Source organism: Secundilactobacillus odoratitofui DSM 19909 = JCM 15043 (assembly GCF_001434895.1).
Classification (GTDB): domain Bacteria; phylum Bacillota; class Bacilli; order Lactobacillales; family Lactobacillaceae; genus Secundilactobacillus; species Secundilactobacillus odoratitofui.
This window is the reverse complement of sequence record NZ_AZEE01000027.1, coordinates 23,956-48,200: the sequence shown is the minus strand read 5'-3', so window position 1 is coordinate 48,200 and position 24,245 is coordinate 23,956. Positions and strand designations below refer to the sequence as shown.

Genomic DNA, 24,245 nt, shown 5'->3' with positions numbered 1-24,245 from the left:
TCAAGACTGTTATCTAGTCTAAACGCCAGATAGGCTTCCAAGCTTCGCTGGGTCGTGCGCCAAAACTCAGGTCCCGGCCATATATGAGAACCGGTCCGCAGATTCCAAAACCAGGAATCCACGGGCCGGTTCTCATATATTCTGGGACCTAAACGAGTTTTTGCCCACTCTCACTTTTTGAGACTACATTAACAAATTAATAACACCAAGGGAAATCACGCCAACAAGCACAATGACCATCAAATTTTTGGAGATCACAGCGCTGATCAAAGTTGGTACGCTTGCCAAGACGTTTGGCACGTTTAGGCTAGGGAGTTGTCCCAGATGTTGGACCAACAAGCTTTGAATCCAAAGCGCGGTCATAATGCTGATTGGTACAAAGCCTAAAAAATTCACAACGATGGGTGACAATTTAAACCGCTTGAGTAGCACGAACGGTGTGATACGTGATAGCCAAGTGACTAGGCCAGTACCTAAGATAACTAATAGGACATAACTATTTAACGACATGCTTCAACACCATCCCAAATCCACAGCCAAGTAGGGTTACAATCAATAACAGGGCGTTGGCCGTGATAAAGGCCATGCCAAAGTACATGAGTACGGCAACAAAGAGAATCACGGTTAACTGAACGTTGAACTTAATCGAACGGTCGGCGATGATTTGCAAATATAGTAAGCCAATGAACATGGCCACTAACGCGAAATCGAACCCGTACTTTTGTGGATCGTCTATCAGATTACCTAAGATGCCGCCGACGCCTGAAGCCGCCGCCCAAGTCAGGTAAGCAAATAAATTAGCGGAATTTAGCCAAGTAAAGTTCAGCTTGTGGTCCGTGTAGTTCAGCTTGTTCATGGTTAACGCAAAAGTTTCATCAGTGAGTAGCGTGCCAGCCCAGATGTTTTTAAGCAAACTCTCGTGGGAAGTATAGGGTGCAACTACAGTGCTCATGAGAATCATGCGAGCGTTCACTAAAAAGACTGAGAGAATCATGGCCCAAAAACCAGCGTGGACAGCTAACAGACTCACGATGATAAATTCGGCGGAGCCTGCATATGTAATTAAAGACATTAAGATAATTTCTAAAACACTTAAACCATTCGCTTTGGCTGTGATACCAAATGCGAGGCCGATGCTAATATAACCAAAGACAGTTGGCAGCGTGTCACGCAACCCGGCTTTAAAACTAAGTTCACCCGTCAAAGTCATCATCCTTTCATCAGAGGGCTTTATTCACTATACGTGCCCGGCGTTATTGTGTCAATATGAGACGATTGATCAACATTGTTAGATTGGTTTATCACGTTGTAAAAGGTATAATGTAACCGATTACTAGACTAATATTGGGGGCTTTTTGATGTATCAAGCAGATTCAAAACGATATGACAACATGGTGTACAACCACCTTGGCGATAGTGGTCTACAACTATCTGCAATTGGTTTGGGACTATGGCACAACTTTGGTAGTGTTGATGCTTATGAAAACCAACGGGCAATTGTTCAGCAAGCCTTTGATTTGGGCATTACCTACTTTGATTTGGCGAATAATTATGGTCCAATTCCAGGTAGTGCCGAGGAAAACTTTGGTCGTATTTTAGCAACTGATTTAAAACCCTACCGTGATGAAATTGTTGTGGCTAGCAAAGCTGGTTATGAGATGTGGGATGGCCCATACGGTAACTGGGGATCACGCAAGAGTATCATCGCCAGCGCCAATCAGAGTTTGGCACGTTTAGGGTTAGATTACGTTGATATTTTCTATAGTCATCGACCAGATCCTGACACAAACGTGTATGAGACTGCCCAGGCCTTGGACAGCTTAGTTCGTCAAGGCAAGGCGCTGTACGTTGGGATTTCCAATTATAGTGGCGCGCAGACAGAAGCCATCATTAAGTGCTTTGAAGACATGCACACGCCGTTTGTGATTCACCAACCACGCTATAACATGTTTAATCGTGGCATTGAACAGGACTTGTTCCCAGTTCTAAAAGCCCATCATAAAGCGGCGGTGGGCTTTAGCTCACTGTGCCAAGGTCTGTTGACGGATAAATACCTGAATGGGATTCCCGAAAATTCGCGGGCAGCCAAATCAACCAGTCCTTTTTTGCAACCTAAGCAAGTGAAACAAACGCTTAAGACGGTGCGTGCTTTAAATGACGTTGCTGCTTCACGAAACCAAACGTTAGCCGAAATGGCATTAGCTTGGAACTTACGTGAACCAGAGTTAGCTTGTGTCTTGGTGGGTGCTAGTCGACCTGGACAACTGGTGGACAATGTCAAAGCGTTGAACCACTTAGATTTCAGTGATGATGAATTGGCTCAGATTGATGCGATTTTAGCTGATCAAAGCGAGATTGATTGGTCGAGAAAGTAAGTCGTAACGGTCAAGTAAATGCTGTTACCTCTGGTGGACTTACAGGGTAGTTTTGGCAACTTGATTTAGATTTGAAAGGTGTTTAATTTGTTTATTGGAGACAATAAAACCGCTTGGTAAAATGTCATATTTATCGAATCCAGCCTGTTAAATAATGCACGATGTAAGCCGGCGTGCAGTCAGCGAGACCGGTTGGTAGCAGTGATAAGTCCCACTTTGCGCGAAGCGCTTAGTGGGACTGGACGATTCTGAGACTCGTGGGTTATACGAGGCTCAGAATCGAAGCGGAAGACACGCGTTTTTTGCGTGGCTGAAACTGGTCCCACAGCTACCAACCGGTCTCGCTGTCTGCCAGAGGCGGACTGGTGTAATATGCCAAAAGGGACTCCGAAAAACTGAAGGTTACACGTCAGGTTGTTTTTACGGACATGAAAAAAATATTAAAAAACTGTTGACGCTAAATGAGATTACGATTATACTAACATCATTCAATCAAGAAAAAATAAATTCTGACAAGGAGGTTACACCATGAAAACACCAACAACTCAACAATTTAACGTAACCTCTGCTCGTCAGAATTTAGTCTTATTATTAAAAACCAAGGACGCAACTTTAATTTAGTAGTTATACTACAAATTAAACAAGTTGAGCCCTTATTTATGTTTTTAATGATGAGGGCTTGATGATAAATCTGACTTTAGACCTCATTCATTATTGGATGAGGTTTTTTTATTGCCCTGGTGAGGGAGGGAAGAAGACCAGGACAGCCAAGACTACATACAAACGATCAGAAAGTGGGAGAAACTTATGAAAAAAAGCATGATTAAGAAAGTTACTGGGATTGCAGCAATTATGATGTCTGCAGCGATTTTTGCAGGGTGTTCAACAGCCAAGACAACGAGTCAAGGCAATGATCAAACAGGTAGCACCGTTAAGATCGGGGTTAACTTGGAACTCTCCGGTGCCGCTGGTGGTTATGGGAACCAAATGAAACAAGGTATCGAGATGGCCACCAAAGAAATTAACAATAAGGGTGGCGTCAACGTTAACGGTAAAAAGAAGAAGATCAAGTTGATCATCAAAGATAACAAGACTTCAACGAGTACCAGTGCTTCAATTGCAGCCCAGTTGTCAAACAACGATAAGGTCAACGCCATCATTGGGACGGCCACAACCAACGCTGGGACCGCAGCCATTCCTAACGAAACCAAGGCAAAGGTTGCTGCACTGAGTCCATCGGCGACTGATCCAAACTTCACGTTGCAAAAGAACGGCAAGGCCCAACCATACGTCTTCCGTGCATGTTACCAAAACAACTTCCAAGGTGGCACCGCTGCTAAGTTTATGACCAATAACTTGAAGGCCAAGCGGGTTGCAGTTCTGGGTGATAACTCAACTGATTACGGGACAGGCCTTGCTAAGGCATTTAAGAAACAGTTCACGGGTAAGGTTGTTGATACGCAGTACTTCGCTTCAGGTGACAAGGATTTCAACGCCATCTTGACGTCATTTAAGAATAAGAAAATCGATGCAATTTACGCACCAGGTTATTACTCAGAAATTGGTTTGATCATCAAGCAAGCACGTCAAATGGGCCTAAACGTTCCAATCGTTGGTTCAGATGGGATGGCCGATGCTAAATTGGTTCAAATCGCTGGTGCTAAGAATGCTTCAAACATCTACTACACCACACCATTCTCGCAAACAGTTGCCAAGAGCAACCCAGTCGCAGCTAAGTTCCTGAAGGCTTATAAGGCACGTTACCACACTGATGCACCAACCTTCTCAGCTTTGGCTTACGACTCAACCTACATGATCAAGACAGCAATTGAAAACGAAAAGTCAGCTAACTCAGTTAAAATTCGTGACGGCTTGGCTAAAATTAAGAACTTCGATGGCGTTACTGGTAAGATCACCATCGACTCAAAGCACGATGCTAACAAGCCAATCGCTGTTGAACACTTGAATAACGGTAAGGTTGTTGGTTCAACACAAATCAAGTAACTGATTGTAGAGTTCCCTGCTAGGGGGCTCTCGTCAACTGGGAGTGGTTGGAAGTCATACCAATCAGCCACGGCTGACGAGAGCTGCTTAGACGGACTCTAACTACATAAGGAGGGTGACACCTTGACTACACTCTTGCAACAACTCATAAATGGCCTGTCATTGGGAAGCATCTACGCGCTTTTGGCACTGGGCTACACCATGGTCTACGGTATTATCAAATTGATTAACTTTGCGCATGGTGATATCTACATGTTAGGTGCCTTTTGGGGTTACTACACGATCAACTTTTGGCATTTTAACTTTATTTTCGCGTTGGTATCCGCCATGTTTGTCTGCGCCGTGGCTGGCGTTGTAATTGAGTATTTAGCATACCGACCACTTCGACACGCGCCACGAATCACGGCGTTGATTACCGCCATTGGGGTTTCATACTTCTTGGAAAATATCATGTCGTATCTGTACGGTGCCGACACACGAAACTTTCCCCAAGTCATCAAACAAGTGAATTACACGATTTTCGGCGTTCGAATTTCCAACATTCAAATTTTGATTTTGGCTACTGCTTGTTTTTTGATGATCCTGCTGCAACTGATCATCAAAAAAACCAAGATGGGCCGGGCAATGCGTGCCGTGTCTGTTGATGCGGATGCAGCTGAACTGGTTGGCATCAACATTAACCGCACCATTTCATTTACCTTTGCCTTGGGTTCATCAATGGCCGGTGCAGCCGGTGTCTTGATTGGGTTGTACTATAACTCGATTGATCCACTCATGGGCATGACACCCGGTATCAAAGCCTTCGTTGCTGCTGTTGTTGGTGGTATCGGATCCGTACCAGGGGCTTCACTCGGGGGCTTCTTGATTGGTCTATTGGAAACCGCAGTACAATCGGTCGGCCTGTCTGCGTACAAGGATGCGGCTGTCTATCTCGTGTTGATTATTATTCTATTGGTATTGCCAGCCGGAATCTTCGGTAAGAACGTCAAAGAAAAGGTCTAGGTGATGATTTTGAAAGCAAACTTGAAATACAATATTTGCTGGCTCATTCTGATGGTCGCTGGCTTTTACCTGATGAACACACTGATTTTAGTCGGCGTGATCGATTCGTTTCTTGAAAACATGTTGGTCACGATCGGCATCAATATTATTTTGGCCGTTGGCTTGAACCTTGTGATTGGTTTTGCTGGTCAGTTCTCATTGGGCCACGCTGGGTTCATGGCAGTTGGTGCGTATGCCACCGCCATTATCATTAGCAAAACGCCTACTGCAGGTGCCTTTTACGTCTCAATTATCGTGGGGGTCGTGATTGCGATTGTTGCTGCGCTAGTTGTCGGCATTCCGACACTGCGTCTTCGCGGGGACTACCTCGCTATCGCAACGATGGGGGCTGCAGAAATTATTCGGATTGTGATCAATAATTTGAAAATTACGAACGGACCTTCCGGAATGTTCAACATCCCCCAATTCGCAACTTGGCCAGTGGTTTATATTATGATCTGTGTCACTACGATTATCATCGTTAACTTTATTCACAGTCGTGGTGGTCGTGCCGCAATGGCCGTTCGGGAAGACGAAATTGCTGCTGAGTCAATGGGAATCAATGTTTTCAAGTGGAAACTGGCTGCCTTTGTGCTTGGTGCTGCAACTGCAGCCGTTGCTGGTTCGATGCAAGCCTCATACTTGCAAACCATTGCACCAAGTAACTTTAACATCATGGAATCAATTGCCATTTTGATTATTGTTGTACTTGGTGGTGTTGGCAGTGTCACTGGAAGTTTTGTCGCTGCTATTATATTGGGGATTGTCGATACAGCGCTTCAAAATTTTGGCGCATTGCGGATGGTGATTTACGCGGTGGTTTTGATTTTGATTATGATTTTCAAGCCATCTGGCATCATGGGTACTTGGGAACTCTCATTCAAACGCCTGTTTACTAAAAAAACGAAGACGGAGGTCAAGTCATGAGCACACTACTTAAAGTAGAAGACTTAGTTAAAAATTTCGGCGGCTTGACGGCCGTTTCGGATGTCACCATGCAACTTAACGACGATGAATTAGTTGCCTTGATTGGGCCGAATGGGGCGGGTAAAACCACTTTGTTCAACTTATTAACTGGCGTGATCGTACCAAGTTCAGGCTCAATCACGTTTCGGGGACCAAATGGCACGATTCCACTTAATGGGAAAAAGGCCTATAAAATTGCTAATTTGGGGATGGCTCGGACTTTTCAAAATATTCGACTCTTTAAAGAACTGTCTGTGTTGGATAACGTCTTGATTGCCATGACGGCTCATTATAAGGAAGGTTTTGTGCAATCAGTCTTTCGACTACCTAAGTTTTATCGAACGGAAGCCCAGATTCGCCAGGAAGCCATTGAACTTCTTAAGATTTTTGATCTGCAAGACGACGTGGATAAATTGGCTAAAAATTTGCCATACGGGATTCAGCGCCGACTGGAGATTGTCCGTGGTTTGGCAATGAAACCCAAGGTCCTATTTTTAGACGAACCGGCAGCCGGGATGAATCCTGAAGAAACTGCTGATCTAACAAGACTGATTCGTCAGATTCAGCGTGAGTTTCACATTACCGTTTTGTTGATTGAGCATGACATGTCGCTGGTCATGAACCTGGCCGAACGAATTTACGTGTTGGATCACGGCTCACTGTTAGCAGAAGGTACGCCGGCGCAAATTCAACAAAATCCAGCGGTTATTAAAGCATACTTAGGCGAGGAGGCGTAATCATGGCGATGTTAGAAGTGAAGGATTTGGCAGTCAACTACGGCGTGATCAACGCCGTTAAAGGTGTCAGCTTTGAAATCAATCAGGGTGAGATCGTATCTTTAATTGGTGCCAATGGGGCGGGGAAAACTACAATCCTAAAAACGATTTCCGGCCTCTTAAAACCGGCAAGTGGCACGATTACATACGAAGGACAGCCAATTCAAAAACAAAAGGCGCCCAAAATCGTGGCTGCTGGCATTTCACAAGTGCCTGAAGGACGCCATATCTTCCCGGGTATGTCCGTAAAGGAAAATCTTCAAATGGGCGCTTTTTTGCAAAGTAATCGTCAATCGATGACTGACAGCTTTGAAGCGGTCTATCAGCGGTTTCCCGTTTTAAAGGAACGACTCGATCAAGATGCAGCCACTCTTTCAGGCGGTGAACAGCAAATGCTGGCTATGGGTCGAGCACTGATGTCCAAACCCAAGTTGTTGTTACTGGATGAACCGTCAATGGGATTGGCACCAATTTTCATCAATGAAATATTTGATATCGTTGAAGCGATTAAAGAACAGGGGACGACCGTTCTTCTGATTGAACAAAACGCCAAAAAAGCGTTGGCAATTGCGGACCGCGGCTACGTGCTGGCAAGTGGTGAAGTCAAGATGTCTGGCACCGGAGCAGAACTGCTAGCCAATCAAGATGTTCAAAAAGCATACCTAGGAGGCTAAAAGATGAGCGTTGCAGATTACATGACTAAAAAGGTGATTACCATTTCGCCGGATACTAAAATTAACGTGGCCATTAACGTGATGAAGGATAACCAGATTCATCGTTTACCGGTCATTGATGGTGCCAAACTTGTCGGCATTGTGACCGAGGGCATCATTCAAGAAGCGTCACCATCCAAGGCAACTAGTCTGTCGATTTATGAAGTGAATTATCTCTTCAATAAAATGACGGTCAAAGATGTGATGGAAAAAGACGTCAAAACGATTGAACATAGCGCACAGCTGGAAGATGCCATTTCAACGATGCGGCACAACCATATTGGCGTTTTACCGGTTATGGATGGCACTGAAGTGGTGGGCATCATTACCACCAATGATATTTTAGACGGTTTTTTGGATATTACCGATTATTTCGTTGACGCGACGGTTGTTCAGGTGATGGTCGAACATGACCGTACCGGTGTGATTTACGAGATGAGTAAGATTATGGCCGACAACGGGTTTAACATTCAGACGCTGATTGTCACGCGCAATTTAGGGACCATTATGATCGAAATGCACGTTGATAAAACGGATGGTGACGCGGTGAAACGCGCACTTGAAGCTGCGGGATACGAAGTTCGTCTCGTAGTTAATCAGCGCGTTGAAAAGTAACGGGTTTGGATCAATTATTCAATTTAAAATGGCCAATCCAAATAACGCAATCTTTCTGGATAGAGAGATTGCGTTATTTTGTACATCTGGCGTTACGACCAACAGGGGTAAACTTTGTTTCAAAATGTGTAATATTGACATCTTTTTGTAATATCAGTATACTTTTTAGCAGAGAGACACCGTGTCAGGGGACGTTGGTCACTGGAGGTCAGGCTCTAATTGAGAGGAGAAACATCGATGGAAGAAACCATGTCAACACGCCGTCGCCAATTTAAGGCGGATGCGCGCCAGCTTTTAGACCGTAACTTCCGGTTTTATTTGCTATTATTCTTACCGATTTTCATTATTATGATCGTCACTGCAGTACCGCAGTGGATGAACGGGGCTGGGGTTGATAATCCTGGCTATAACCTTTTGAGCTTATTGAGCATTATCAGCGGATTGCTCACAGTCGGGGTTAGTTTTGTGCTGATCGACTTACAACGCGGCGTGGCTGAACTCACAGAACCCGTTAGCAAGTCGTTCACGATTTTTAACCGTGGCGCTTACTTATGGGGTGCATTTGCCCTTGAGATTATTACATCAGTTTTTACCATTTTGTGGTCCGTTTTGTTGTTAGTTCCTGGGATCATTAAGGGGTTAGCTTATTCACAGGCCATCTACATTTATCGTGATTATTTGGATCAGGGTCACAAGATTGGCTTTTTAGAGGCCATCACGTTGAGTCGAAAGATGATGGACGGTCATAAATGGGAATACTTTGTGATGCAGCTAAGCTTCATTGGTTGGGGCATCGCCTGCGTATTGATTATTCCAATTATCTGGGTCGTACCATACATGAATCAGACCATGGCTAACTTTTACGTTAACTTGGCTGCTCAAGAAGACGAGTCAGATGAAGAACCAACGGTAGTGTCGCCAGTTGACGATGCTGATCAATCAACGACTGAATCAAAGCCAGAGACGCCAGCAGATGGTGACGAAAAAACAGCTGATAACGACGATAAAACTGAATAAAGTGATATAGGGTGCACTGGATGCGATGGCGTCGGTGCACTTTTTTAAGTTACGTTGACTTTTCTAATCGGTGGCGCTTTCATACGAAATTGTGTAACCGGCTGGGTTTGCAAGTGCTAAAATTGTTGTAAATACATACATAGAATGGATGATTAGATGGCAGCGACAACAAAACGCCCACAATGGCAGCGCAACCTCTACGCGTTGTGGGTCGGTAACTTTATTACAGGAGCAGGGGCCAGCATGAGTTTGCCGTTCCTACCGCTCTTTATTAGTGAAATGGGGCAGTTTCCAAAGTGGGAACTGACGCTTTATGCAGGACTAGCCTTTTCTGGCACTTTTTTAAGTCAGGCAATCGTTTCGCCGTTTTGGGGTAAATTAGCGGACAAAACGGGTCGGAAACCAATGCTGATGCGTGCTGCGCTGGGAATGACCGTTACGGCAACACTGACTGGTTTTTCACCCAACGTTTGGATTCTGATCAGTTTACGGGTGATCCAAGGGGCGTTTTCGGGCTACATTAATAACGCCTATGCCCTGATTGCCAGTGAGGTGCCGAATGAAAAGAGCGGTCAGACCATGGGAACGTTGACGACTGGTAACGTGAGTGGTCAGTTGATTGGGCCGATTATTGGTGGTTACATTGCTGGTATATTTGGTTACCGGATTCCGTTTTTTATGTTCGGGGGACTGATGTTCATCGCCTCAATTACGACTTACTTCTTCGTCAAGGAAAACTTTACGCCGATTGACAATCCTAAATATGCGAAACAAAGCGCTTTTGTCGGCATAAAACGAGTGCGGGTGGTTTGGGCAATGATTATTTCTTCAATGCTGATTCAAGCAGCGACTACTTCAATCAACCCAATCATTAGTTTGTTTGTTAAGGAACTGATGCATAACCGGGGCAACATTGCCATGGCCAGCGGAGTGATTGCTGCCTTACCAGGGATTGCCACTTTGTTGGCGGCACCGAGACTGGGTGCACTTGGTGATCATATCGGGCCCAGAAAAGTGTTAGTTGCTGGTTTGATTTTCTGTGCAGCCATGTTTGTACCAATGTTTTTTGTTACCAGCGTGGTTGCCCTGGGTGTGTTCCGTTTCTTAGTCGGCATCTCAGATGCGGCCTTATTGCCGATTACTCAGACAGTCATGACCTTAGCAACTCCTCAAGAGTCCATTAGTCGAATTTTTAGTTATAATCAGTCAGCTCAAGCAATTGGTTCAGTTGTCGGACCAATGTTAGCTTCTGGTGTCGCTGGGGTCTTAGACTATCGTTATGTATTTCTAATGACGACTGGTCTAGTCCTGATTAACCTCGTTATCGTTGAATGGGCTTACAAAGCCGATTATAAAACGATTAAGGAATCCAATTAGCAAGTTGATTTACTTGAATATCGCAAGTGGAGTTAGTACAATTCTAATGTGAATTGGGATGATTCGAGTAATTGATTAAGAGAATTGGAGAATTGATATGGGGAAAGCACAAGAGAGAACCCGGCGTCAAATCTTGACAGCCTTTTTGGATTTACTGATGAACAAGCCCTATGATATGATCAGTATTTCCGCCGTTGCCGAGGCGAGTTTCGTCACTCGCAGTACGTTTTACCGTTATTTTCCAGATAAGAAGTCGCTTTTGAAGGCTGAGATCGAAGAGACGGTTGATAAGACCATTCCAGATCAACCGTTGATGGTCCAGTTTGTACGTTATGTTGAAGTTTATTGGCCAGTTCTACGCCACTTGGCGCCAACCCGCCAAAGTCGCGCGGACGTCCACGAGATTTTAAACAATATCTTGTGGGAGTTGATCTATCAGCGCGTCCAGGAGAGTACCATTGATGATCCGGTCATTGATAAAATCAGATCGTCTAAGTATCCCACGATTATGAACAGTGCAGTAGCTGGCATGCTGATGGGCATTCTTGAACGTTACGTGGCAGAAGGTACTGAGAAGGTCAATAAACGACAGTTAGAAACCACAGTTAATGAGTTAGTGAAGATGTTTAAGATCAAGACGATCAAACCAGCTAAATAGGTGATTTAAAGGCACTTACCAAATTCGGTAAGCGCCTTTTTGATTAACCCGAACACTAATTACGAATTGAACAATCTTTGCATAATTTCAGTGTAAGTGTTTACATATGTTCAATCAGATGATATGATGTAAACGGTTACAAAACACATACACTAAAAAGTTGATTTAACAAAGGAGTCCAACCATGAAACTAGCAAAGTATATTGATCACACCATTTTAAACGCCGATGCCACACAAACCGACGTTGATAAGGTTATTAACGAAGCCATCGAATATGATTTTGCTTCTGTTTGCATTAACCCATATTGGGTAAAACACACTGCCGAAGCCCTAAAGGCTAGTGATGTTAATACTTGTACTGTTATTGGTTTCCCTCTGGGGGCTACTTCCACACAAAGTAAAGTCCTCGAAGCCAAGCAGGCGATTGTTGATGGCGCCGACGAACTTGATATGGTGATCAACATTGGTGAATTAAAAGAACACCATGACGATGCCGTATTAGCTGATATTAAAGCCGTTGCTGAAGCGGTTCATGCTGAGGGTAAGTTGCTCAAAGTGATTATCGAAACTAGCTTGCTAAACGAAGAAGAAAAAGTCCGTGCCTGCCAATTATCCGAAAAGGCCGGTTCAGACTACGTTAAGACTTCAACTGGCTTTAGTACAGCAGGCGCAAAGGTCGAAGACGTTAAATTGATGCGTGAAACCGTTGGTGATCGTTTAGGTGTCAAAGCTTCTGGTGGTGTTCATTCAAAGGCTGAAGCCGAAGCAATGATTGCTGCTGGCGCTTCACGGATTGGTGCCAGTGCCAGCGTTAAGATCGTAACGGAAGACTAAGGAGGCAACTTAAATGACTTTTAAGCGTGTATTTGGAATCGTTATTGACTCCGTCGGTATCGGTGAAGCCAGTGACGCCAATCAATTCGGTGATGTTGGTGCAGATACCTTAGGCCACATTGGTGAACATTTCCAAGGAAAGTTGAAACTACCAAACCTTGAGAAAATGGGCCTTTCAAATATTCGACCAGATAACCCAATCGAAGGTGTCGCTGTGGTTGATGACCCCATCGCTTACTTTGGCAAGATGCACGAAACGTCAGTTGGTAAGGACAGTATGGATGGCCATTGGGAGATGATGGGCTTACCCGTCACAGAGCCACTTGGCTTTTTCCCAGAGGGTTTTCCAGCTGAACTGATTAAACAACTAGAAGACTTTAGTGGTCGACACGTTATCGTCAACAAACCATACTCTGGCACGGATGTGATTCATGATTATGGTGAGCATCAGATGGCTACCGGGGACTTGATCGTCTATACTTCTGGTGATTCAGTTCTGCAGATTGCCGCACATGAAGATGTGATTCCGCTTGAAGAACTGTATCGAATCTGTGAGTATGCCCGTTCAATCACGATTGACCAACCATATCGAATTGGTCGGATTATTGCACGACCATACGTGGGGCCTGATAAAGATCATTTCACCAGAACCGCCAATCGACATGATTTTGCGCTAGAACCAACTGGCGAAACTGATATGGATCGATTAAAGGCTGCTGGGTTAGACGTGTTAGCCGTTGGAAAAATCAATGATATCTTCTCAGGTCACGGCATTACTGAAGGCGTCCATACTGAAAGCAATGAAGACGGCATGAACAAGACGATTGAAAACGCTAAGAAGTCATTTAACGGCTTTAGTTTTACAAACTTGGTTGATTTTGACGCGATGTATGGGCACCGACGCAACCCTGAAGGTTACGGTCAAGCTTTGATGGCTTTTGATCAACAGTTGGGTGATTTTTTGACCAACTTAACCGCCGACGATTTGGTGATCATCACGGCCGATCACGGTAACGATCCAGGTTTCAAGGGAACGGATCACACTCGTGAATACGTTCCATTGATTGCTTACTCACCAAGTTTTAAGCACGGCAAGTCACTTGGCATTCGTCGAACCTACGCTGACTTTGGCGCAACGGTGCTTGAGAACTTTGGCGTAAGTGGCAACCAAGTCGGCACAAGCTTTTTGAGTGAATTAACCACAAACGACTAATAGGAGGACAACACCATGAGTACACACATTGGCGCCGAAATGGGCGATATTGCAGAAACGGTTTTGATGCCGGGTGATCCATTACGAGCAAAGTATGTTGCGGATAATTTCTTGGAGAACGTTGTTCAGTACAATTCAGTTCGAAATGCCTTTGGTTATACTGGAACTTACAAGGGTCACAAGGTTTCAGTTCAAGGCACCGGGATGGGGATTCCTTCTATTTCAATCTATACCAACGAGCTGATCAAGTTCTTTGGGGTTAAACACTTGATGCGGATTGGTAGCATTGGTGGGTTTGGTGAAGCCGTTAAGATTCGAGATATTTTAATCGCGCAATCGGCAAGTACGGATTCAGCAATTATCCAAAACACCTTTAAGGCAGGCGTTATCTACGCCCCAACGGCTGACTTTGATATGCTGTTAAAGGCTTACGAAGCGGCTAAAGCGGCGGATGTTCCGGTTAAGGTGGGCAACATTTTTAGTGCTGACCGCTTCTACAACGATGAGATCGATTATCAACAATTGATTGATTACGGTGTTTTAGGCACGGAAATGGAAACTGCAGCGCTCTATATGTTAGCTGCCAAATACGGCGTACAGGCATTGTCAATCAATACCGTAAGTGATAACCTTACGACTGGTGAAGCCTTATCAGCGCAAGAACGTCAAAGTTCATTCGCTGATATGATGACAGTCGCATTGGAAACAGCGATTAAGTTATAAATAAGGTGCACAAACAAGTGTTTAGAGACTGGAGTGTAAGGGACGACCCACACCAACCCCGAACTTGGGTTGGTGTGGGTCGTCGCTTACATGCAAGTCTCTGCTTGTAGGAGCCCGATTAGGCAATAAAACAGTAGCGTGTCAACGCCAACGCCAACCCCGAACTTGGGTTGGTGTGGGTCGTCCCTTACATGCAAGTCTCTGCTTGTTGAAGCCCGATTAGGCAAATATGAGCTGCTCACAAAATAATAAAGAAATGGATCGATCACTCATGGACAAAAGCGTCAGCGAAAAAAGAATTAGCGACAGTATTCAAGTTGCAAGACTGTACTACGAGTCAAAACTAGGACAGGCGGAAATTGCCAAAAAACTGTCAATTTCACGACCAACTGTCTCGCGACTCTTACAGTTTGCCTTGGATGAGGGCTACGTCCAAATTAAGGTGATTGACCCATTTGCCAGTGTGTCGAATCTGGAACGGGCACTACGCGATCGGTTTTCGTTAAAGGAAGCGCACGTTGTGTATACCAGTACGCCGAATTACGAACAATTGATTGAAGCGTTGGGTAAGTATACGGCGAATTATCTAACTGAAACCGTTAAGGACCATGATATTATCGGGGTCAGCTGGGGGAAAACGATGAACCAAGTCGCTGACCACCTTGAAGAACAAGCCGCTCAGAATGTAACGGTGGTTGAACTGAAGGGGAGTATGACTTACACGCCAACGCCAGTGTTTGCCGAAGATATTTTAATGAAATTTGGTCGGGCCTTTCATACGTCACCAAGTATTATGCCGCTACCGGTCATTTTTGAGACTCAAACGACGCATGACATCGTGATGCAAGATCGACACATTAAAAAGCTGATTGCGCTTGGTCAACAGGCTAATATTGCCCTTTATACGGTGGGAACGGTTCATGACGATGCCCTGTTATTTCAAACCGGCTATTTTTCAAAAGCCGAACAGGCTGGCATTCAAGAAAACGCGATTGGTGACATCTGTTCACGCTTTTACAATCGTGACGGGCAAGTGGCGTGCCCTAAAATTAACGCACGGACGGTTGGTGTACAGTTAGCTGACCTCAAACATAAACAAAAATCAATTTTAGTTGCGGGCGGCGAACGAAAATTTGACGCCATTAAAGGTGCTTTGACCGGTGGGTATACGAACTGTTTGATAACTGATATCGATACCGCTCACCGCTTACTTGAAGATGAAGGTTAGGTTTAAGCGCCATGATAATCACAGCAATTAACGAACGGAGGAAATTACGATGCGAATGGTCGACGTGATTGATCACAAAAGAAATGGAAGCGCTTTATCGAAAGAAGAAATTAAGTTTTTTGTTGATGGTGTAACGGACGGATCGATACCAGATTATCAAACCAGTGCCCTGTTAATGGCAATTTATTTTAACGGCATGCAAGATGATGAACAGGCAGAACTAGCCATGCAGATGTTGAAATCTGGTGATCAGCTCGACTTATCTGACATTCCTGGCATCAAGGTTGATAAGCATTCGACTGGTGGTGTCGGCGATAAAACCAGTTTGCCGCTTGCACCAATGATTGCGGCGTTAGGGATTCCAATCCCAATGATTTCTGGTCGTGGGTTGGGCCATACCGGCGGTACCTTAGACAAGCTTGAAGCCATCCCAGGATTTAACGTTGAGCTAACTGAAGCGCAATTTAAACAACAGGTCAAAGACATTCACCTAGCCATTGTGGGTGCAACGGGTAACATCGCGCCAGCTGATAAGAAAATTTACGCACTGCGGGATGTTACCGACACTGTTGATTCAATTCCGTTAATTGCCGGTTCCATCATGAGTAAGAAAATTGCATCTGGAACGGATGCTTTAGTGCTGGATGTTAAGACTGGTTCCGGGGCCTTTATGAAGAGTGAAGAACAAGCCCGTGACTTGGCCAAGGCGCTGGTTTCAATTGGTAAAAGTGTTGGGATGGACTGCATGGCAGTTATTTCCGACATGAATCAGCCATTGGGGAACATGATTGGCAATGCGCTCGAAATCAAAGAAACCATTGATATTTTGAAGGGTGAAGGCCCTGAAGATATCACTGACTTAGTCCTGACCCTTGGTAGCCAGATGGTCGTGTTAGCTAAAAAAGCGGATACCCTTGAAGAAGCCCGTCAAATGCTTGAAGCAGGTGTTAAGAGTGGTAAAGCCCTAGAAGCCTTCCGTCAAATGGTCATTGCTCAGGGTGGCGACGGTCGCGTTGTGGATGATCCAACTATCATGCCACAAGCGAAGTTTAAGATTGAGTTACCTGCCAAAGCTAGTGGTGTCGTTGGCGAAATGACAGCTGATGAAATGGGCATTGCCAGCATGCTATTAGGCGGTGGCCGGCAAACCAAAGATGATCAACTCGATTATGCCGTTGGTCTGGAGCTACACAAAAAGGTGGGCGACGCGGTAGCCGAAGGCGAATCGTTGCTAACGATTTATGCCGACCGTGAAGATGTTGAAGACATCAAACAGTTGTTGTATGACAACATTAAGATCGAAGCCAGCGCCAAGCCGTTGACGTTGATTCACGAGATTATTAAATAACTACGTAGAATAACCATTAACGCCTCAGTTTCGAAATCGGAAACTGGGGCGTCAGTCTGTAGTGGCATAAACAACGACAATGACACTTGCAGCAATCAGTATTCGAATAATTGACAGAATAACCTCTCCAAGGGTACATTAAGATGAGCTTAGTTTGGGAGGACAGTCATGGTTTACTTATTCGATATTAAAATGGCGATGATCATATTTCCCTTCGTGGCATTATTGATCACTTTTCCAGTATTGTTGTGGCATTACCATCGTTTTGGAGCAGTTTCACGATGGTCGATACTCATGTTATACAGTTTTATTTTCTACCTGATGTGTGCGTACTTTTTGATTATATTGCCGTTACCATCCGTCGCTGAAGTGGCCAAGTTGACGACACCAAAGTATAATTTACAGCCGTTGATGTTTGTCCGGCAATTTATCAAGTACAGTCCGTTGCAAGTCACAAATATTCATACTTGGATTGCAACCATCAAGAGCCCGACAGTGATACAGCCATTATTCAACGTGTTTTTGACGATTCCGTTTGGATTTTACCTCAGAGCCTATTTTCGTAAATCTTGGCGACAAACGTTGTTGATGGCGTTTTGCCTGTCATTATTTTTCGAATTGACCCAGCTATCGGGAGATTACGGGTTCTATCCACGACCTTACCGGTTATTCGATGTGGATGACTTACTCTTAAATACCACCGGTGGCATAGTCGGTTTTTGGCTGACAGGTTGGGTTTTGCCGTTGCTACCAACCAGCGAGCACATTACTGAACGGCTGCAGATTCAGTCCAGACAAGTGTCGACTTTCCGTCATGCGACTGCACTGGTGGTTGACCTGATCAGCCTCGCGATGGTTAACAGCGGCCTACTGATTTTTGCGAGCTTAGCACGTTTGACAGTTGAATCCGTTGCTCAGCCCATTGCCCTTTTCGCACTGATCCTCGTCATTTTGCTGCCGCAACTTGCGTGGCATCAGACCCTTGGGATGCGACTAGTTCATTTGAAAGTGACAACGGTCGGTGGTGAATTAGCACCTACAAAGGCAATCATTACGCGATGGCTGATTGGATACAGTATGTTTATTTTACCGGCTGTGATTGGGAGTATCGCAGCGGTGATCGATCACACCAGTATTTTGTACTCGATTTTAGGTGCTGTGATGTTTATCTATGTTGCGATTGTGATTATTGTGTTTGGCTTAGACTTAATGATTGATCTATTCCGGCCTAGTCATGCGCTCCTGTTTGAACGATGGAGCAAGACTCGGTTACAGTCTTCCTATGCATAGTAGAATCACCATTAATTATTAACCAAAAACGCGATTTCATCGAGAATCCCAGATTGGATTTTGATGAAACCGCGTTTGTTTTAGTTTAAAGTTTTGGCACTATGAAATCCCAAGGATGCTGCGAATTTCTTCTTCAGTCAGTGCACCTTTATTCTCGGTACCACTGAGAATTTGGTCCACAAGGTCACGCTTTTGTTCTTGTAATTTATAGATTTGTTCTTCAATTGTACCCTGCGTAATCAAACGGTACACATCGACTTGATGGTGCTGTCCGATTCGGTGTGCCCGGGCTGTTGCTTGGTCTTCAACGGCAGGATTCCACCATAAATCGACTAGAATAACCATGTCGGCCCCGGTTAGGTTGAGACCAGTACCACCGGCCTTTAGCGAGATCAAAAAGATGGCTTTTTCACCAGCATTGAAGGCGTCAACCATGGCCAGCCGGTCTTTTGGCTTGGTGTCACCCTTCAACACATAGGCTGGTAAATCAGCCTGCGCCAAGTGTTCTTCGATGATACTCAGCATACTAGTAAACTGTGAAAAAATCAGGACGTGGCGATTATTTTCAGCTGCTTGATTGAGTAGCTCAATTAATTGTTCTAACTTGCCAGAGGTACCTGTGAAATCATCCATGTAGAGCGCTGGTGTGTCACAGATTTGGCGTAAACGGGTTAAGCCAGCCAGAATTTCAACTCGATTTTTAACGAATTTAGTGGCAGACATTCCGCGAACTTTAACTTGCATCTGCTGGAGTTGTGCCAAGTAAACTGTTTTTTGCTCCGGCGTCATGTCATTAGTCAAATTAGTTTCAATTTTTGGTGGCAGGTCCGTTAAAACGGCTTCCTTTTCTCGACGCAAGATAAACGGTTTGACTCGAACGGTAATGTCGTCTGGTGTCAGTTTCCGGAACGCCGTTTTATTAGGTAAGAGTCCTGGCATGACCAGTGCGAAAATGGCCCATAATTCTTCAGTCCGGTTCTCGATTGGCGTACCGGATAGCGCAAAGGTGTTGCGACGATTGAGTTGACGCAATTGTTGGTGAGTCTTGGTCGTACTGTTCTTGACGAATTGTGCCTCGTCCAACACTAGGTAGTTTAAGCCGCGCTGATTGTAGAGTTCAACATCGCGACGGGCACTATTGTAACTGGTGATCAGAACTGTGTTGGTCGTATCATTGATAATTTGCCGACGTTGCGCCTTATTGCCATCTACGACAGCGACAGCCACGTTGGGTGCAAACTTGTGAAATTCCGCTAACCAGTTATAGATGAGCGAAGCGGGTGATACAACGAGATCAGGATGGTCAGCATCCAAATGATTGTTTAAGAAGGTAATCATTTGGAGTGTTTTACCAAGTCCCATTTCATCAGCCAAAATACCGCCAAAGCCGTGACTATTCAGCATTTCAAACCATTTTACTCCGGTAATTTGGTATGGACGCAGGGTTGCTTGAACCGCGGACTCATCGGTGATGTCGAAATGTTCGGGGTGAGCAAGGTCGTCGGCAAGCTGTTTGAAACTGGCGTCAAATTGCGCAGTGTCACCAACTGCGGCTTGAACCGCTAGTGCTTGAGCTGCGTTCACTTGCATGCGGCCGTGAAGTAACTGACCTTGATGACGCAATTTGATCAACGCCTGATTAAGTTGTTTTAAATCGTGATCAACCAGCATGATACTGCCGTCCGCACGGGCAATGTATGGTCGGTTAACGTCTAGCTGTTGTAGGACCTGATCAACATCTTGCTCGTCAATGCCGCTTAGTGAAAAGTTAACGGACAACAAGCCGTTATCCTCGCTCACGTCTATGGTTGACTGGACCTGACTGCCAGATTGCAGCCGGCTTTGGAGGTCAGCGCTCACCGTCGTTACACCATTAATTTGTAGGTTGGGTAACTCACGAATGAAGAATTGATAGAGCTTTTCTGGTGTATTGAAAGCTTTTTGCCAAGTGCCATTTTGATTGGTAAAGCCAAGTGAACTCAGATAAATCTCAGTTTGTCGTTCCTTTTCAAATTGGCGTTGTTCAGCTGGTACTTGATCCAACTCAGATTTAGCATATAACTTACCCTGATAATCAAAGGTCAGCTTGAGCAGTAACCAAGTTGAATCAGTACTGAGATCAAAGTGGGGTGTCGTGTGGGGTTGAACGATACTAGCTGGAAGTTCGTCCAGTGTTCCGATTTGTTTAAAGTAATCAGTTAACCGCATTAGACTGTCAATTTCACTCGTTTTGAATTGAAGCTTACCCGCATCGGCTTGGGTATCAAAAGTAGCAGTTTCTTCATAGTTATCTAGAAAATCGCTGACCCTCTCGAACTGTGGACCAGTCAGCTGAAAGAGTTGCTCACCGCTGGTAACCAGGTGATCCTTTGTCAGCGTATCATCAATTTGACTGGTTAAAATAAAGTCATACCCAGTAGTCGATGGTGATACATGAGCGGTTAATAGACCATCCTCAGCGTGATAGTCAGTTAATTTTAGGCGATCATAATTGCGCAAATTGGTGGATTCATAATCGAAGTTATTTAAGTGCTCAGTCAGTGGTGCAAGACGAGCGAGGTCGCCACTCGCTAATAAGCGGCTGGCGTTGCGATCATTATTGGACCCTTGAAAGCGGTTAGGTTCTGGTTGAGAACCGTTAATTAAAAGCGTCAGCAACTGTACCTGAGCTTCTGAAAATACAGATGAGGACAAGTGAAACAAGCCTTTACCACCCGTTTGGTAATTACCTTCTTGCTGGTAAATCGTTAAGAATTGATTGATATTGGCGACTTTATAGAAACGATGCTGAACTTGGTCAGCAATGTGGAGGGAAATAAACGCCCGTAAATCAATTGAGCTCCAGTCCGTACTGTATGGCAAAATAGTTAGCGTAACCGCAAGATCAAGGGGTTGGGAAGTCACTTCATTTTCAGTGATAGGTGTAAAGTACTGCTGATCAGGCAGGTTGAGCTGGGCCAAAAAATTAGCACCGCTTGAGGTCCGGTTTTGTGGTTGATACCGAGCAAAGTAGCGCTCAATGTCTGGGTCAAGTTGAGACAGATTCGGCAAGACGCTGGTTGAATCTGGTGTTGGCTCAGGATGATTGGCGAGAAAATCAGTCAGTTGCTTGCTATCAGAGCGTAACAAATTGTACTGAGCCTTATTGGGGTAGATCCGTGCGGCAGCGGACGGGTGACGACGCAGCGTTGATTCAAAGTTTGCACTACGAGTAAGAAAGTCATCCGGAAATTCCTCTTCAAAATGATCATCACGATCGACGCTACTAAAGAGCGTTGCTAGTGGACGATGCTGATTCTTTAGTAGTGATAGTACGGCTGCGATGTGTTTGCAGTAACCGTGTTCTGGAAAGTAGGGACACTCACAGTAGTCGTTTTCACCACTTGCACTCACCGTCACACCGTAGTCGTATGTGCCATTGACGGTTGCATTGACTTCTCGTTGATCATTATCGATATAATCGATTGACAATCGCTGTTCGCGGGCAATTGTCCGGCCACGGGCTAAAATTTTATTAGGAATGTCACGCTCGTTCAAATGAAAGCCTCCGTTAATCTCGTTCAAAATTGTTCATCCCATCATTATACCAAGTTTTTGATGTGAACGTCTAAATAGGAATTTGAAAGTCACGTCATTAAATCAGTTCAAGTCATGGTAAAATAAAAACGGCAGACGTTGTTGAGTCATTTGACTGTTCACAACGTAATCGATTACTTACAAATAAAACCAACTGTCTAGGAGGACGTTAACGTGGCCCAAGGAAAGGTACTACAACTTAAAATTACATTGCAGGATGTCAACGACCAACCAGTTTCACGCGAGATTTTGGTGCCAGACACAGTGCGCTATGATCAACTACACGCAATTATTCAAATTTTATTTAACTGGCAAAATGCCCATTTACACGCGTTTCGGCCAAGTAATGACACCAAAGTCGAATATGGGATCGTCATGGCCGATGATGATTTTGGGCTGGTTGAAACTAAGCCAGAAGGTGAGTTTACAGCACTACCAGATTTAAAGCAGGGTCCTGTAACCTATGTTTACGATTTTGGTGATGATTGGCAACATGAGATTGAACTGACTGATACCCTGAGTTATGACAAAGTTGTGGCTGCGGGCTATCAACAGTTACCCGTCGTCATCAATGGTTCTGGTGCGGCACCTGCAGAGGATTCACGTACTGCCGATGAGCAAGTTGCCGGGACGCAGTACGATGAACAAGCCATCAATGCACAGCTGATGAAGCTTATGAGTTGGTGGAATTAAGTTAAGCATCATTAGAATCAATCGAGCGGCTCACTGATATTTGGTGAGTCGGTTTACATATCAAGTTAAAATGACACAAAAAACCAAGCAATCAATGACTGATCCGTTGGGGAGACGGATGGGGAGGTCATTGATTGCTTGGTTTTATCTAGGTTGAAAGACTAGTTCGCTGGAGGGGCGCGTTAGTCAGTAATGATCATTAATAAAATGAGGGCTTATCGCCATCAGTATCGGGTTGGTTAACACCCAGCGACTGACCGATTGAATTGGCTGGCTTATTGATGAGTGATACCACTAAGTCGGCAATACTCTTGCGTGATACTTCCGTGCCTTTGAAGGGTTCGCTCTTTTGCGTGGTTTCGTAGCTCACGATATCCTTGTTGGATAACCAGGCAGGACGAATAATGGTGTAGTCTAAGTCTGAGGCCTCAATTACCTTAGCAGCGGCAGCGTAAGTTTCAAGGTAGCCACCGTCAAGCATTTGATGGTTCCACTGACCGTATTTGCCAGGGACTTCATCGTAGATACCTAAGGTTGAGATCCAAATCAGTCGCTTGAGACCAGTTGCTTTCATAGCAGCCACAACGGACTTGGCTTGGTTTTCGATGGCTTGATTGCCAAGGTTGGCGTAGACGATATCTTGACCCTTCATGGCGTTTTCAAGTTGGGGTTGATCAGTTACGTCGCCTTCAATCACGGTTTCACGGGTTGAGTCAGCCACAGTTAGGCGTGACGCACGGCGTAAGAAGAGGGTTAAATGGTGGTCAGTTTCTGCCAATAATTGGGTTTCAGCTAATTTGGCGATTTTACCATTTGCACCTAAAATTAAAACATTAGTCATATTGAGTTCCTCCTTATGGGTTCAACTACTTTACAAATTATATTATAGTCAGCAGATCGTGATGTGTAACGGACAGATAGCAGCTCGTGTCCGTTACTTGTGTTTGACAAGGTGAATAAGGTAGAATAAGGAATAAGCCAATTTAGTTAATGGCATAATCTATTATTTAAATTTTGATTAAAAGAGGTATTATGATGAGCGGCATTTTAGACGGTAAAAAAATTGTAATCATGGGTGTGGCTAATAAGCGTAGTCTGGCCTACGGATGTTTTCAGGCACTTGAGGCACAAGGCGCACAGATCGTGTTGACTTACCAAAACGAGCGGATGTTACGCAGTTTGAACAAGTTTATTGATGAGTCAGTCACTAAAGTGGAATGTGATGTGAGTGATCCAGAAAACGTTCAAGCTACCTTTAAAACCATTCACGAGAGTATTGGTAACATTGATGGCATTATCCACGCGATTGCTTATGCTGATCCTGAAGATTTACAGGGCGAAACCACGGATGCAAGTTTAGACAGCTTCACCAAGGCCCAGGGAATCAGTGTTTACTCATTGATTTCAGTTGCTAAGTATGGGCGTGAAATCATGAATGAAGGTGGATCAATTGTTACCTTGACCTACATGGGTTCGGAACGAGCCGTACCAAATTACAACATCATGGGGATCGCCAAAGCTGGTTTGGAAGCTTCGGTTCGTTATTTAGCACGTGATCTGGCCAGTCAAAAAATCCGCGTGAACGCGATTTCTGCCGGTGCCATTAAGACATTGGCGGTCACGGGTGTGAAAGACTACAACAAGCTAATCGAAATTTCCAATGAACGTTCCGTTGATGGTGAAGGAATTACCGCGAGAGAAGTTGGTAACACGGCTGCCTTCCTGCTAAGTTCATTATCGACCGGAATCGTCGGGGATACCATTTATGTCGATAAAGGGACACATTTGATGTAATGA

22 protein-coding genes are annotated in these 24,245 nt (G+C 44.7%); 18 read left to right on the top strand and 4 right to left on the bottom strand.

The window, feature by feature from the left end:
* Window positions 1–183: 183 nt before the first annotated feature.
* Both FD04_RS02785 and FD04_RS02780 read right to left on the bottom strand, forming a co-directional pair.
* Window positions 184–510 carry an AzlD domain-containing protein gene (locus FD04_RS02785; RefSeq protein ID WP_056946812.1) on the bottom strand — a complete coding sequence of 109 codons (327 nt, stop codon included), beginning with the start codon at window positions 508–510 and terminating at the stop codon, window positions 184–186.
* Complete coding sequence (locus tag FD04_RS02780; protein WP_082603092.1) at window positions 497–1,204, bottom strand: AzlC family ABC transporter permease; 708 nt, start codon at window positions 1,202–1,204, stop codon at window positions 497–499. The genes FD04_RS02785 and FD04_RS02780 overlap by 14 nt, the downstream gene beginning before the upstream one ends.
* Window positions 1,205–1,358: 154 nt before the next feature.
* Between FD04_RS02780 and FD04_RS02775 the strand changes: the two genes are divergently transcribed.
* The 16 genes from FD04_RS02775 (at window position 1,359) to FD04_RS02695 (ending at window position 18,179) form a co-directional block, all read left to right on the top strand.
* A complete protein-coding gene (locus tag FD04_RS02775) occupies window positions 1,359–2,375 on the top strand; it encodes an aldo/keto reductase (RefSeq protein ID WP_054699557.1) in 1,017 nt (338 codons plus the stop codon).
* Between the two features lie 807 nt (window positions 2,376–3,182).
* Window positions 3,183–4,379 carry an ABC transporter substrate-binding protein gene (locus FD04_RS02765; RefSeq protein ID WP_056946806.1) on the top strand — a complete coding sequence of 399 codons (1,197 nt, stop codon included), beginning with the start codon at window positions 3,183–3,185 and terminating at the stop codon, window positions 4,377–4,379.
* 123 nt (window positions 4,380–4,502) lie between these two features.
* Complete coding sequence (locus FD04_RS02760) at window positions 4,503–5,381, top strand: branched-chain amino acid ABC transporter permease (RefSeq protein ID WP_056946804.1); 879 nt, start codon at window positions 4,503–4,505, stop codon at window positions 5,379–5,381.
* A gap of 9 nt (window positions 5,382–5,390) precedes the next feature.
* Window positions 5,391–6,347 carry a branched-chain amino acid ABC transporter permease gene (locus FD04_RS02755; protein ID WP_056947473.1) on the top strand — a complete coding sequence of 319 codons (957 nt, stop codon included), beginning with the start codon at window positions 5,391–5,393 and terminating at the stop codon, window positions 6,345–6,347.
* A complete protein-coding gene (locus FD04_RS02750) occupies window positions 6,344–7,123 on the top strand; it encodes an ABC transporter ATP-binding protein (protein WP_056946802.1) in 780 nt (259 codons plus the stop codon). The genes FD04_RS02755 and FD04_RS02750 overlap by 4 nt, the downstream gene beginning before the upstream one ends.
* A 2-nt stretch (window positions 7,124–7,125) precedes the next feature.
* Window positions 7,126–7,836: an ABC transporter ATP-binding protein gene (locus FD04_RS02745; RefSeq protein ID WP_056946799.1), complete on the top strand. Its 711-nt coding sequence runs from the start codon at window positions 7,126–7,128 to the stop codon at window positions 7,834–7,836.
* A 3-nt stretch (window positions 7,837–7,839) separates the two neighbouring features.
* The gene (locus tag FD04_RS02740) at window positions 7,840–8,490 is read left to right on the top strand and encodes a CBS and ACT domain-containing protein (RefSeq protein ID WP_056946797.1); all 651 of its coding nucleotides are present in this window, start codon (window positions 7,840–7,842) and stop codon (window positions 8,488–8,490) included.
* Window positions 8,491–8,727: 237 nt separating this feature from the next.
* Entirely contained in the window at window positions 8,728–9,507 is a 780-nt protein-coding gene (locus tag FD04_RS02735; protein WP_054699561.1) for a DUF975 family protein, read from the top strand.
* A 156-nt stretch (window positions 9,508–9,663) separates the two neighbouring features.
* The gene (locus tag FD04_RS02730; RefSeq protein ID WP_056946794.1) at window positions 9,664–10,884 is read left to right on the top strand and encodes an MFS transporter; all 1,221 of its coding nucleotides are present in this window, start codon (window positions 9,664–9,666) and stop codon (window positions 10,882–10,884) included.
* A gap of 97 nt (window positions 10,885–10,981) precedes the next feature.
* Window positions 10,982–11,542 carry a TetR/AcrR family transcriptional regulator gene (locus FD04_RS02725; protein WP_056946792.1) on the top strand — a complete coding sequence of 187 codons (561 nt, stop codon included), beginning with the start codon at window positions 10,982–10,984 and terminating at the stop codon, window positions 11,540–11,542.
* Window positions 11,543–11,726: 184 nt separating this feature from the next.
* On the top strand, window positions 11,727–12,377 hold the full coding sequence (gene deoC, locus FD04_RS02720; protein ID WP_054699566.1) for a deoxyribose-phosphate aldolase: 651 nt from the start codon (window positions 11,727–11,729) through the stop codon (window positions 12,375–12,377).
* 13 nt (window positions 12,378–12,390) lie between these two features.
* Window positions 12,391–13,590 carry a phosphopentomutase gene (locus FD04_RS02715; RefSeq protein WP_056946790.1) on the top strand — a complete coding sequence of 400 codons (1,200 nt, stop codon included), beginning with the start codon at window positions 12,391–12,393 and terminating at the stop codon, window positions 13,588–13,590.
* A 15-nt stretch (window positions 13,591–13,605) separates the two neighbouring features.
* Entirely contained in the window at window positions 13,606–14,313 is a 708-nt protein-coding gene (gene deoD / locus FD04_RS02710; RefSeq protein ID WP_056946787.1) for a purine-nucleoside phosphorylase, read from the top strand.
* Between the two features lie 271 nt (window positions 14,314–14,584).
* Entirely contained in the window at window positions 14,585–15,541 is a 957-nt protein-coding gene (locus tag FD04_RS02705) for a sugar-binding transcriptional regulator (protein ID WP_056946784.1), read from the top strand.
* Window positions 15,542–15,590: 49 nt separating this feature from the next.
* The gene (locus FD04_RS02700; RefSeq protein ID WP_056946780.1) at window positions 15,591–16,889 is read left to right on the top strand and encodes a pyrimidine-nucleoside phosphorylase; all 1,299 of its coding nucleotides are present in this window, start codon (window positions 15,591–15,593) and stop codon (window positions 16,887–16,889) included.
* Between the two features lie 168 nt (window positions 16,890–17,057).
* A complete protein-coding gene (locus FD04_RS02695) occupies window positions 17,058–18,179 on the top strand; it encodes a VanZ family protein (RefSeq protein WP_054699568.1) in 1,122 nt (373 codons plus the stop codon).
* Window positions 18,180–18,278: 99 nt separating this feature from the next.
* On the opposite strand, the gene FD04_RS02690 is transcribed toward FD04_RS02695, so the two are convergent.
* The gene (locus FD04_RS02690) at window positions 18,279–21,716 is read right to left on the bottom strand and encodes a DEAD/DEAH box helicase (RefSeq protein ID WP_056946777.1); all 3,438 of its coding nucleotides are present in this window, start codon (window positions 21,714–21,716) and stop codon (window positions 18,279–18,281) included.
* A 213-nt stretch (window positions 21,717–21,929) separates the two neighbouring features.
* On the opposite strand from FD04_RS02690, the gene FD04_RS02685 reads away from it, so the two are divergent.
* The gene (locus tag FD04_RS02685) at window positions 21,930–22,448 is read left to right on the top strand and encodes a plasmid pRiA4b ORF-3 family protein (RefSeq protein WP_054699570.1); all 519 of its coding nucleotides are present in this window, start codon (window positions 21,930–21,932) and stop codon (window positions 22,446–22,448) included.
* A gap of 199 nt (window positions 22,449–22,647) precedes the next feature.
* Here the strand turns inward: FD04_RS02685 and FD04_RS02680 are convergent, their stop codons facing one another.
* Entirely contained in the window at window positions 22,648–23,289 is a 642-nt protein-coding gene (locus tag FD04_RS02680; RefSeq protein ID WP_056946774.1) for an SDR family oxidoreductase, read from the bottom strand.
* A 194-nt stretch (window positions 23,290–23,483) separates the two neighbouring features.
* Here FD04_RS02680 and fabI point away from each other — a divergent pair, with 194 nt between their 5' ends.
* Entirely contained in the window at window positions 23,484–24,242 is a 759-nt protein-coding gene (gene fabI, locus FD04_RS02675; RefSeq protein WP_056946772.1) for an enoyl-ACP reductase FabI, read from the top strand.
* The last annotated feature ends 3 nt before the right edge of the window (window positions 24,243–24,245 follow it).

What these genes read in the sequence shown, in the direction of transcription:
- FD04_RS02725 (WP_056946792.1), top strand. Translation starts at nt 10,982, where the DNA reads ATGGGGAAAGCACAAGAGAGAACCCGGCGTCAAATCTTGACAGCCTTT.
- deoC (WP_054699566.1), top strand. Translation starts at nt 11,727, where the DNA reads ATGAAACTAGCAAAGTATATTGATCACACCATTTTAAACGCCGATGCC.
- FD04_RS02695 (WP_054699568.1), top strand. Translation starts at nt 17,058, where the DNA reads ATGGTTTACTTATTCGATATTAAAATGGCGATGATCATATTTCCCTTC.
- deoD (WP_056946787.1), top strand. Translation starts at nt 13,606, where the DNA reads ATGAGTACACACATTGGCGCCGAAATGGGCGATATTGCAGAAACGGTT.
- FD04_RS02730 (WP_056946794.1), top strand. Translation starts at nt 9,664, where the DNA reads ATGGCAGCGACAACAAAACGCCCACAATGGCAGCGCAACCTCTACGCG.
- FD04_RS02785 (WP_056946812.1), bottom strand. Translation starts at nt 510, where the DNA reads ATGTCGTTAAATAGTTATGTCCTATTAGTTATCTTAGGTACTGGCCTA.
- FD04_RS02745 (WP_056946799.1), top strand. Translation starts at nt 7,126, where the DNA reads ATGGCGATGTTAGAAGTGAAGGATTTGGCAGTCAACTACGGCGTGATC.
- FD04_RS02735 (WP_054699561.1), top strand. Translation starts at nt 8,728, where the DNA reads ATGGAAGAAACCATGTCAACACGCCGTCGCCAATTTAAGGCGGATGCG.
- fabI (WP_056946772.1), top strand. Translation starts at nt 23,484, where the DNA reads ATGAGCGGCATTTTAGACGGTAAAAAAATTGTAATCATGGGTGTGGCT.
- FD04_RS02775 (WP_054699557.1), top strand. Translation starts at nt 1,359, where the DNA reads ATGTATCAAGCAGATTCAAAACGATATGACAACATGGTGTACAACCAC.
- FD04_RS02715 (WP_056946790.1), top strand. Translation starts at nt 12,391, where the DNA reads ATGACTTTTAAGCGTGTATTTGGAATCGTTATTGACTCCGTCGGTATC.
- FD04_RS02750 (WP_056946802.1), top strand. Translation starts at nt 6,344, where the DNA reads ATGAGCACACTACTTAAAGTAGAAGACTTAGTTAAAAATTTCGGCGGC.
- FD04_RS02740 (WP_056946797.1), top strand. Translation starts at nt 7,840, where the DNA reads ATGAGCGTTGCAGATTACATGACTAAAAAGGTGATTACCATTTCGCCG.
- FD04_RS02705 (WP_056946784.1), top strand. Translation starts at nt 14,585, where the DNA reads ATGGACAAAAGCGTCAGCGAAAAAAGAATTAGCGACAGTATTCAAGTT.
- FD04_RS02680 (WP_056946774.1), bottom strand. Translation starts at nt 23,289, where the DNA reads ATGACTAATGTTTTAATTTTAGGTGCAAATGGTAAAATCGCCAAATTA.
- FD04_RS02765 (WP_056946806.1), top strand. Translation starts at nt 3,183, where the DNA reads ATGAAAAAAAGCATGATTAAGAAAGTTACTGGGATTGCAGCAATTATG.
- FD04_RS02700 (WP_056946780.1), top strand. Translation starts at nt 15,591, where the DNA reads ATGCGAATGGTCGACGTGATTGATCACAAAAGAAATGGAAGCGCTTTA.